We start from the raw sequence: 10,060 nt of genomic DNA on the forward strand, positions 1-10,060 counted from the left end.
CGATGGGCGGCGAGACGATGGAGGCACGCAACAGGTTGTCCGGATTCATATAGGCCTGACGGACCCCGGCGTCCACCAGCTCCTGGATGCTCAGTGTGGTGTCCCAGCGCACCCCCATGCCGACCTTGAGAAAGACTACCACCGATCCGGTATCCTGGCAGATGGGCCGGTGCCCTTCGGCGCACATCCGCGAGTTGACCAGGATCTGGGCCATGGCGTCCTTGGCGGCCGGGGACTCCTCCGCCGCATAGGCCGCGGCCAGCGAGTGGATAAAGTCCGCCGGGTGGTAATAGGAAATGAACTGCAGGGCATCGGCGATGCTCTGGACAAAATCGGCTTCACGGATGGTGGTCATGGGGTTGGCGTCTGCTCGGGTGGACCGGCGCGGGGCGACCGGCGTGGCGATGCCGGGATCTTACCCGACTGCCGGCCGACTAGCCGATGACCGTGCGAATCCCTCGGGCCAGCGTGGTCTGCACCGCAGCCGTTCCCCGGTGATGGGCATGCCCATGGTCCCGGCAGTCCGGGTCGTGGCACTGGTCGTGCCCATGGTGGCTACCGGTGGGGTGTGCACCCGGGCGCGGCACCTGTTTGTCCTGACGGCGCTGGGCCAGCACCTGGTGTTGGACGCCCTTGCGCACGTAGGTCACATAGAGCGCCACTAACCGCAGCAGCGGGTCCGTTTGTCCCTCGGGGTCCGTGACCCAGGGGAACACGGCGTTGTGTATGCGCCGCATCTCCTCGCCGCTGTCCTGCGGCAGGTCGCCGTCCCTGAACACGGCCTCCAGCACCGCACGGGTGAGCGCGTCGTTATCCTGCACGCCCAAGTAGGCCGACGCCCACAGGATGTGGCGTTGGACCTCCTTCGGCTTGAGTACCTTGATCCTGGCCGCGAAGACCTTGGTCTCGCAGGTCATCAATTCTCTGCTCTTCATGGGTGATCCCTGATGGTTGAACTCCGCCGCCTGGGGGTGCATGGCGTTCGGTGGCGCGCCTTACGGGGCGAGCAGATCATCGGCGACCGTCACCGACAGGAACAGCGGCTCAAGCTGGTCCCACACCTGCTTGGCCTGCCGTTTGGACAGTAGTTTGGGCAGCATCTCGCGCAGGTCGTCCAACTCCACGCGCAACTCGCCCGCGGAGCGCGCGGCCTCAATGCGCTCGGCGCGGCGCCCCCCGAGCGCGCCCAAGTTGCCCAGGACGATGTAGCGAGCGAAGCCCTTCGCCTTTTCCAGGTTGAACTCTGCATGCTGGGGGGGGGGCGCGGCGTTCGGCGCAGACTGGGGGAGTGGCGCGGCGTTCGGCGCAGGCTGGGGGCGCGGCGCGGCGTTCGCTGCCCCGCCCCGTGGGGCGAGAAAACCACCGGTGACGAGCTCTTCCAGCAGGACCTCGATATCATCCCCGAGCACCGCGAGCCGCGTCAGGAGCTCGTCGACCGTGCTGTGCCCGTCCACCAGGATCAGGAAGCGACGCGAACGCATCGAGAGTTTGTTCGCCTTGGTCCGGATCTCGTCCTGGCCCTTGGCAGTCTTGATGAGAACCTGGCGACGGTCCATAGGCGGATACCGACCTCGTTTGCGTCAATAAGAAGTATAAGAGTCAGGCCTCCTTATACCATAGCCTAAGGCCAGCTGGATCTTAAACGCGTCGCGTCCGAGATTCAAGTAGCCTGGGTCTGGTTTTTCGCTTCGGTGGCACGGCAGTATGAGGCAGGCCTCGGGACGCCCGGAACAGCGCGGGACGACCGCAGCGGCGGGGGCATCCGCGGCCCGCATCCTTGCCTGAGGCTCGGGTTTGGGGGGTGAGGGGGGCCGTGGTTGGTAAGTCAGGTCGGGTGGTTGGGTGCGCGCGTGGGCTCCCAGTCATCCTCAATCATCCTCGGAATTCCCGTACTGGTTGGGGTTTTCCCCAATCTTCTCAATCAGGTGAGGGTAGTGGGTGCCGGGGCGCGGTGCGCAGGCCGCCTTGCGTGTCCGCGCTACCTGAAAGATCCAAGAGTCACCGTAGTCGAAGTAGTAGAAGAGTTTCCTGTCTTTCGGCAGCGGAAACAGTTGGGCCAGCGTCTTCTCGCAAAACTCGTCGCCCTCGCCGTCGAGCCCTATCAGGCCACGGCTATGCGGTGTTCTGGCGACAAAAAAGTCATAGAGATGATCGTTATCGAAACCGATGGTGCGCTGAATCAGATAGTGTAGGCTTTACTGGCCGGTGGCCGAGTCCATCTCGAAGACCCGGACCCACTGCGATGTTGCGAACGCACCTCCCAGCAAGGTCACCTTGATGGTCCAGATCATGAGGTGCTCGCCAGTTGTTTCAGCAAACCAAGAAGGGCCGTGGTGCCCAAGAAAACGGCTTGACCATCATTCCCGCTTCGCCCCGCTCACCGCGTGCGTGACACCGCTTTGCGGTATCACGAGTGTGAGTATAGGCGGTGTCACGCGTGCGCATCACTTCCCCCTTGGCGTCCTTGGCGCCTTGGCGTGAGACCCTCTTACTGGCACGCCTCGCACTCGGGATCGAGTATGGAGCACGCCGGCGGTACTGCCCCGTTGCCCTTCCCCTTGTCCAGCGCGATGTAGCTCCCTCCGACGGCACTCAGCCGGTTGGCCTTGGTCGCATCCGCCATGGTGGATTTCTCCACATGGGTGGCGCCCATGGAGCGCAGATAATAGGTGGTCTTGAGCCCCCGCACCCAGGCGAGCTTGTAGAGGTTGTCGAGCTTCTTGCCGTTCGGCTCGCTCATATAGAGATTGAGGCTCTGCGCCTGGTCTAGCCATTTCTGGCGGCGGCTGCCGGCCTCGATCAGCCAACGGGGATCGACCTCGAAGGCGGTGGCATAGAGTGTCTTGAGCTCTTCGGGGATGCGGTCGATCGGTTGGGCGGAGCCGTCATAATATTTGAGATCATTGACCATGACGGCGTCCCAGAGGTCCAGTTCCTTCAGATCCGCGACCAGGTAGGGATTGACCATGGTGAACTCGCCGGAGAGATTGGACTTGACGAACAGGTTCTGATAGGTCGGTTCGATGGATTGGCTGACGCCCACGATGTTGCTGATGGTCGCGGTGGGTGCAATGGCCATGGTGTTGGAGTTGCGCATACCGACCGTCTGGACGCGGGTACGCAGCTGCTCCCAATCCAGTGTGCTGCCGGTGTCCATCTGCAGATAGCCGCCGCGCGCCGCAGCAAGCAGCGCGATACTGTCGATGGGGAGTATGCCCCGGCTCCACAGGCTGCCGGGGAAGCTCGGATAGCGCCCGCGCTCTTCTGCCAGGTCCGAGCTCGCCTGGATGGCGTAATAGCTCAGGTGCTCCATGCTGGTATCGGCAAAGGCGACGGCCTCCTGGCTGCCATAGGCGATCCGCAGTTTATAGAGCGCATCCTGAAAGCCCATGATGCCGAGTCCGACCGGGCGGTGGCGCAGGTTGGATTTGCGCGCCTGGGGCACGTTGTAGAAGTTGTAGTCGATGACGTTATCGAGCATCCGCATGGCGGTGCGCACCGTGCGTTGCAGGCGCTTGGTATCGAGCCCCTGGTCGGTGATGTGCGCGGCCAGATTCACCGAACCCAGATTGCAGACGGCGATTTCCTGGTCATTGGTGTGCAGCGTAATCTCAGTGCATAAATTACTGGAATGCACGGTCCCGACATGCTGGTTGGTATAGCGCACATTGCACGGGTCCTTGAATGCGATCCAGGGATGGCCGGTCTCGAACAGCATGGCGAGCATCTTGCGCCACAGGTCCACGGCCTTGAGACGCTTGCTAACCTTCATCTCGCCACGCTCGGCCCGCGCCTCATAGGCGAGGTAGGCGGCCTCGAACAGCTGGCCCGTGAGGTCGTGCAGGTCCGGCGTCTCATCCGGCGAAAAGAGCGTCCAGTGCTGGTCCTCGGCCACCCGCTTCATGAAGAGGTCCGGCACCCAGTTGGCGGTATTCATGTCATGGGTGCGGCGACGGTCATCGCCGGTGTTCTTGCGCAGATCCAGGAACTCTTCGATGTCGACGTGCCAGGTCTCCAGATAGGCGCAGACGGCGCCCTTGCGCTTGCCGCCGTTATGCACCAGCGCGGCGGCGGTCATATAGGTCTCATCGCCTTCGACCTTGAGGTCATGGACCACCGGCACGGGGGCGATGGTCGTCACCGATTTGACGCGGGTATAGAGTGTGTTGCCCAGCCGAAACCAGTTGTGCTTAGTCAATGCCGGGACGCCGACGAGGTCGGCGATTTCGGCAACGGCAGGGATGCGCAAATCGAAGGCGCGGGTAATCCCGGTGAATGAGACCACCGAACCGTCGCTGCGGGTTCCCTCATGGGTGCTGTCGCGCTCGCGGTATTGGCCGGCGCAGGGGATGCCGAGCCGCAGGACTTGGTAACGCAGACCCTCGGCCAAGGGCGCGGAGGTATTGGTGAAATAGATCTCCTTGCCACGGCTGATCCCGCCGTCGGTTTCAAGGAGCCCCTGAATCAATGCGAGGGTCTGGTCCTCGGGCAGGTGGCTGAAGCGGCGGGCGATGCGCTTGCGGCCTTGGGTATCATAGATGTCTTCATAGGCGAACGGCAGGTGGGCCTCTTCCAGCCCGATATATTGGCCAGTGGTCGCACACCGCGCCAATCCTCGTCCCACCGACCATTTGATCTGGAGATAGGTGTCGCCGCGTCCGTTCTCCCAATAATGGATGCCGCGCTCGGTGAGATAGTCGCGGACGAATTTGAGATGGCCGCCGTCGGCGCTGGGGTTGCCGGAGACACCAAATTCGCAGCCACGCGTGAGGTGTCCGTCGCCGAGCAAGATGCCGTAGAGTCTGGCATCGGCCTTGGTGAGTCCAGGCACCGGGACCACCTCGGCCGGGATGACCTGGGCGACATAGTCCCCACGGGTGAGGCGCCCGGCCTCGACCCAGCGCGGCCGGAAGCGACCGTTTTCGATTTGGTTCAGGGTACGCTCGATGGTTTGCTCCCTGGGGATACCCGGGATGGCCCAGAAGGGGTGGCCGTCCGTCACCTTGAGGTCGTTCACCGCGTGCTTGATGGCCACCTGGACCATGGCAGCGTCTTTCTGGTCATAGACAAAATGGTCAGTTACCTCGCGGTAGCGTCCACGTTGGCCGAGCACCAGATCGCCGATCTTCACCGCGGCAATCGGCTTGGGGCCGTCGGCGGTAAAGATGGTGGTCTCGGGGGCAAAGCACTGATTGACCGCGACCGCCGTGTCATTCGCCACCTTGAGGAAGGGCACTACCCCTTGGCTCTTCCCATTGGTCCCCTTGATATGCGCGCCCATGCCGCGCACCCGCGTCCAGTCATTACCGAGACCGCCGGCGAATTTGGACAACAGCGCATTGTCCTTGATCGCGCTGTAGATGCCGTCCAGGTCATCCGGGACGGTGGTGAGGAAGCAGGAACTCAGCTGGGGCCGCAGCGTGCCTGAGTTGAAGAGGGTCGGGGTTGAGGACATGAAGTCGAAGCTGGAGAGCAGCTCGTAGAATTCGATGGCGCGCTCTTCGCGGTCGATCTCGTTGATCGCAAGCCCCATGGCGACGCGCATGAAAAAGGCCTGGGGCAGTTCGATGCGGACGCCCTCGGCGGTGTGGATAAAGTAGCGGTCGTAGAGCGTCTGGAGCCCCAAATAGGTGAAGTCGAGATCGCGCTCTGGTTTGAGTGCGGCACCCAGCCGGTTGAGGTCGAAGCGCGTGAGTTGGCGATCCAGTAGCTCCAGATCGGCGGCGCGGCGGACATAGGCGCTGAAATAGTCGTTGTAGCGCTCGGCGAGATCCGCCTGGGTCTCCACACCGACCCCCAGATCCAGATAGCCCAGGGCCTCGCGGCGCATCAGGTCCAAGAGGAGACGGGCGGCGACCTGGCTGTAGGCGGGGTCGCGCTCGATCAGGGCGCGGGCGGACAACACCAGGGTCTGGCCGACGTCGGATTCGCGTACCCCATCGAACAGGTTGCGGGTAATGTCGGTGAGGATCAGCGCGGCGTCCACGCCAGAGAGGCCTCGGCAGGCCTCCGCGAGGAGACGGCGCAGGCGCTCCAGGTCCAGCAGTTGGGTGGTGCCGTCGGCCCGGGTGACGGTCAGCGGCGACGCTGTGGGTTGCGCGTGCTCGGCGGCGGCTTTCTGCGCGCGGCTGCGGGCGCGCTCATCGCGATACAGGACATAATCGCGGGCGACCTTATGTTCCCCGGCGCGCATCAGGGCGAGTTCCACCTGGTCCTGGATGTCCTCAATGTGGACGGTGCCACCGCCGGGGCGCCGGGTGAGGGCAGCTACCACCTGTTCGGTCAGTTCCTGCACCCGGTCATGGACGCGGCTGGAGGCGGCGGCCGTGCCGCCCTCCACCGCGAGGAAGGCCTTGGTCAGGGCGACCATGATCTTGTTGGGGTCGAAATGGGTGACTTTACCGTTGCGGCGGATGACCTGGACCCGTCCGGGGGTGAGTGCGGCAAGCTCGGCACTGGTCGGTTGGCCGGTGGGCGCCGTGGTTTGCTCAGGGGCATGCGTCTGCGCCGTGGGCGCCTGGGGGGTGACTGGGGCGGACATGGTTGCTCCTGATCGGGCCTTGTAATGGGGTGTGCCGGGGCGCCCGATGGGGTGGGCGTGGCGCGGCCGGGCTGCCGGTGCGGCTGGCGCTGATGGGCGTGAGACACAATATATGTGTGACTCAGGATCAGTCAACCACTACATGTTGATTTGTTGGGTGGTGTAAGGCAATGTCTGCCGGATGCGTCGGCGCCTTAACCCGGGTATACTCCGCTCACACCCGCAGGCCTGGGCATGACTGGGCGCAACCAAGACGGGGCCACGAATCCTGAGGAGGAGTTCGCCGATGAAGGTCAAAGACGCAATGAGTCGTTCGGTGCGCGCGGTCAAGCCGGGCACCAAGATTATAGAAGTCGCCTCCCTGATGTGCCTGCACCGCTTCCACGGGTTGCCCGTGGTGGATGACGAGGGGCGTTTGATCGGGGTCATCTCCGAAAAGGATGTGTTACATAGCCTGTTCCCAACGCTTGACGACCTGGTGACTGAAGGGATGCACTCGGTGGACCTGGACCACCAGCTGAGCCTCTACAAGGGGGTCTTGGAACAGAATGTTGAGGATCTGATGGCTCATACACCGATCTCGGTGGACGCCGATATGCACCTGTTACGCGCCGCCACTGTCATGGTCCGGCACAACTTCAGGCGTATTCCGGTGGTCGAGGGCGGGTTGCTGGTGGGCATGTTGAGCCTGGGCGACGTCCACAAGGCGATCTTCCACGCCAACATCACCGGCGGCCTCAAGAGCCGTTGAGGACGACCGCGTCGGCGCGGGGTCCGCTGAGGCCCGCGCTGTCGGCATCTGCGTCGGTGCGGTGGTGAATGATGTCTGAGCCCCAGTGGTATCGCTGGTGCGGTGAGGATCTGGAGGTGACGCTGCGGGTCCAGCCCCGCGCTTCGCAGAATTGCTTTGTAGAAGAACAGGGCGGGAGCTACCGGGTGCGCATCCAGGCCGCGCCGGTCGATGGCAAGGCCAATGATGGCCTGCGGCGGTTTGTCGCCGACGCCTTCGGTGTGCCCCAGTCGCGGGTCGAGCTTTTGAGCGGCGAGCAATCCCGCCTGAAGCGGCTCCTGATCCGTTCCCCCCGCCGTTTTCCTGTGCCCATTGAGCCGCCGGTCGAGCCCCCGGCGGCCCGATCGATCACACGGCGTTGACAGAACAAACCACGGCACTGCACGAGCGGCTCGCGACCTACCAGGAATGGAAGGTCCGGGTCGAACACGCGGTGGCGGAACTGGAGACCTGGCTTGCGGCGCACCAGCGCGCCACCTCCCGCACCCGCGAGCAACTGCGCACCACCCGGGCGTCCTTGGCCAGCGACCGACTGACGCTCGCGGTGGTCGCCGAGCAGTCCCGCGGTAAGACCGAGTTGATCAACGCGCTCTTTTTCTCCGAACTGGGGGTGGGCCTCCTGCCCGCGGCGATGGGGGGTGCGACGCTGTGTCCGACTGAACTGCTGTGGGACGCCGGGCACCAAGCCCCCTATCTGCGCCTGTTGCCGGTGGAGACCCGGGCCGAGGACATGGCGTTGGCGGGCCTCAAGGCTGACCCGCAGCGCTGGATCCACTACCCGCTTGATCTGCGCGGTCCGCAACAGCTGGCCGGTGCCTTGCGGGAGATCCTCCAGACCAAGCAGGTCTCTCTGGCGCAGGCCGTGCGGTTGGGTCTCTCCAGTGTCGACCCGACCCTGGAGCGGTCGCCGGACACGGCGACCGTGGAGATCCCCAAGTGGCGCTATGCCATGGTCAGTCTGCCCCATCCGTTGCTCAAACAGGGGCTGGTGATCCTCTACACCCCCGGTGCCGCCGCCCTCGAACATGAGCCGGAGCTGACCATCAGCATGCTGCCCGCGGCGGCGGCGGTGCTCTTCGTGCTGGCCGCCGATACGGACGTGACCGACGCTGATCTGGCCATCTGGCAGCAGCACCTCAAGGGCGGTCAGGCGGCACGCCAGCGGGCCATCCTGGTCGCACTGAACAAGGTCGATCGCCTGTGGGGTGACGGGTGCGACGCGGTCGACGCGGATGCCATGGTCGCTACCCGGCGTCGCGGTGCCGCGCAGGCACTGGGGATCGCCGAGGACCAAGTCTTCCCCGTCTCGGCCCGGCAGGCCTTGGTGGCGGCGGCGAGCAAAGACGCCGCGCTGCTGCGGCGTAGTGCGCTGCCGGTCCTGGAGCGGCATCTGGCCGGCAAACTGCTGGAGACCAAGCGCCAATCGCTGATCGAGACGATTGACGCCGGTGCCGGCGCGGTCTTGGACCGCAACCGCAACCGGATCAGCTCGCGTCTTGCCCACGTCAAATCACAGTTGGGAGAGCTTGAGCAACTGCGTGAACAGCGTCAGGACGTCATTGCGCAGTTGCTCGGGCCGACCCGGCGCGAACAGGCGCGCTATCTCAAGGCCGTGCAGCGGTTACAGCAGAGTCGCGAAACCTTGCTCACGCAGACCAGCGAGTGCCGGCGGTTGTTGGAGCGTGAAGCGATCGACGCGATGGTAGCGCGCGCCCAGGACGAACTGCTGCATAGTTGGAGTACCGCGGGGCTGCGGCGTGCCATGAAGGGGTTGTTCGATGAATTGCGCCTCGCCATGCAGACCGTCGCAGTGCAGAGCGAGGGTATCCGCAAGCAGGTGCGCGAGACCTATCAGGTGTTCCGCGACGACTTCGCGTACGATCTTGCCACCCCGCAGGTGTTTGTGCCCATGCGCTATCGCCTCGAGATCGAGTTGCTGTATCAGGAGGTCGAGGTGTTCCGGCACAGCCCCGGGATGGCCCTGTCCGGGCAGGGGATGGTGATCCGGCGTTTCAACCAACAACTGGTGAGCCGGGCCCAGGCGTTGTTCGAGCAATTGCGCCTTGCCTATGATGGCTGGATGCGTGACAGCCTGCAGCCCCTGGTGGAAGATGTGCAGGAGCACAAACTGATGATGCAGAAGCGGCTCGAGAACCTCCAGCGGATTGGCCGCTCGAAGGATGCCTTACGCAGCCGCATCGACGAGATGCAGGGCCAGTCAGCGGCCTTGGACCAGGAACTCAAGGCCCTGCGCATGATCTACAACGCCTTGCACGACGATCCATTCTAAAGGAGAAAATCCGATGCTAAAGCGCCTGGCCCTCGCGGTCTGTGCGGCGGGTATCCTGCTCCAGGGTGCTCAGACGATGGCCGCGGAGAGCACCCGTGCGGGTGACTTCACCATCTATCACAACGCCTTTACCGCCGATACCCTGACCCCCGAGATCGCCGCGGCCAATGGCATCCGCCGTGGTAAGAACGTCGGCGTGCTCAATGTCAGCGTGATCAAGCAACAGGCCGGGACCACCGGTACCCCGGTCAAGGCCCTGGTGGATGTGGATCTCGTCAAAGACAAGGTCCGCACGGGGCAAGTCGCTATGCGTGAGGTGCAGACCCAGGGCGCGGTGTCCTACCTGGGGGAGTTTCCCATCGCCAACGGCCAGGAGCTGGAATTCGAGATCCGGGTCCGCCCGGCCGGTACCACCGAGACCACCACCGTGCACCTGCGC

The 10,060-nt window shown here is 64.0% G+C and carries 9 protein-coding genes; 4 read left to right on the plus strand and 5 right to left on the minus strand.

What is annotated here, in order from left to right; all coding sequences use genetic code 11:
• From QZY44_RS23955 to QZY44_RS23970, 5 genes are all read right to left on the minus strand, one after another.
• A partial coding sequence (locus QZY44_RS23955) for a fumarate hydratase (protein ID WP_295453933.1) occupies nucleotides 1–355 on the minus strand: 355 nt, incomplete at its 3' end.
• 79 nt (nucleotides 356–434) lie between these two features.
• Nucleotides 435–935 carry a hypothetical protein gene (locus QZY44_RS23960; RefSeq protein WP_295453937.1) on the minus strand — a complete coding sequence of 167 codons (501 nt, stop codon included), beginning with the start codon at nucleotides 933–935 and terminating at the stop codon, nucleotides 435–437.
• A gap of 60 nt (nucleotides 936–995) precedes the next feature.
• Nucleotides 996–1,556, minus strand: a complete 561-nt coding sequence (locus QZY44_RS23965; RefSeq protein WP_295453941.1) for a hypothetical protein — start codon at nucleotides 1,554–1,556, stop codon at nucleotides 996–998.
• A gap of 312 nt (nucleotides 1,557–1,868) precedes the next feature.
• A complete protein-coding gene (locus QZY44_RS35930) occupies nucleotides 1,869–2,183 on the minus strand; it encodes a hypothetical protein (protein ID WP_365305161.1) in 315 nt (104 codons plus the stop codon).
• A 305-nt stretch (nucleotides 2,184–2,488) separates the two neighbouring features.
• Nucleotides 2,489–6,541: a ribonucleoside-diphosphate reductase subunit alpha gene (locus tag QZY44_RS23970; RefSeq protein WP_295453944.1), complete on the minus strand. Its 4,053-nt coding sequence runs from the start codon at nucleotides 6,539–6,541 to the stop codon at nucleotides 2,489–2,491.
• A 286-nt stretch (nucleotides 6,542–6,827) separates the two neighbouring features.
• Between QZY44_RS23970 and QZY44_RS23975 the strand changes: the two genes are divergently transcribed.
• From QZY44_RS23975 to QZY44_RS23990, 4 genes are all read left to right on the plus strand, one after another.
• A complete protein-coding gene (locus QZY44_RS23975; protein WP_295453947.1) occupies nucleotides 6,828–7,292 on the plus strand; it encodes a CBS domain-containing protein in 465 nt (154 codons plus the stop codon).
• A 68-nt stretch (nucleotides 7,293–7,360) separates the two neighbouring features.
• Nucleotides 7,361–7,693, plus strand: a complete 333-nt coding sequence (locus QZY44_RS23980) for a DUF167 domain-containing protein (protein WP_295453950.1) — start codon at nucleotides 7,361–7,363, stop codon at nucleotides 7,691–7,693.
• Entirely contained in the window at nucleotides 7,690–9,621 is a 1,932-nt protein-coding gene (locus QZY44_RS23985) for a dynamin family protein (protein ID WP_295453953.1), read from the plus strand. The genes QZY44_RS23980 and QZY44_RS23985 overlap by 4 nt, the downstream gene beginning before the upstream one ends.
• Nucleotides 9,622–9,634: 13 nt before the next feature.
• Nucleotides 9,635–10,060, plus strand: a 426-nt coding sequence (locus QZY44_RS23990) for a DUF4426 domain-containing protein (RefSeq protein WP_295453956.1), incomplete at its 3' end; no start/stop codon positions are given.

It is taken from the genome of uncultured Thiodictyon sp. (assembly GCA_903837595.1).
GTDB lineage: Bacteria > Pseudomonadota > Gammaproteobacteria > Chromatiales > Chromatiaceae > Thiodictyon.

Excerpts from the sequence above, each read along its gene's own strand:
- QZY44_RS23975 (WP_295453947.1), top strand. The coding sequence starts at position 6,828 with ATGAAGGTCAAAGACGCAATGAGTCGTTCGGTGCGCGCGGTCAAGCCG.
- QZY44_RS23970 (WP_295453944.1), bottom strand. The coding sequence starts at position 6,541 with ATGTCCGCCCCAGTCACCCCCCAGGCGCCCACGGCGCAGACGCATGCC.
- QZY44_RS23960 (WP_295453937.1), bottom strand. The coding sequence starts at position 935 with ATGAAGAGCAGAGAATTGATGACCTGCGAGACCAAGGTCTTCGCGGCC.
- QZY44_RS23980 (WP_295453950.1), top strand. The coding sequence starts at position 7,361 with ATGATGTCTGAGCCCCAGTGGTATCGCTGGTGCGGTGAGGATCTGGAG.
- QZY44_RS23965 (WP_295453941.1), bottom strand. The coding sequence starts at position 1,556 with ATGGACCGTCGCCAGGTTCTCATCAAGACTGCCAAGGGCCAGGACGAG.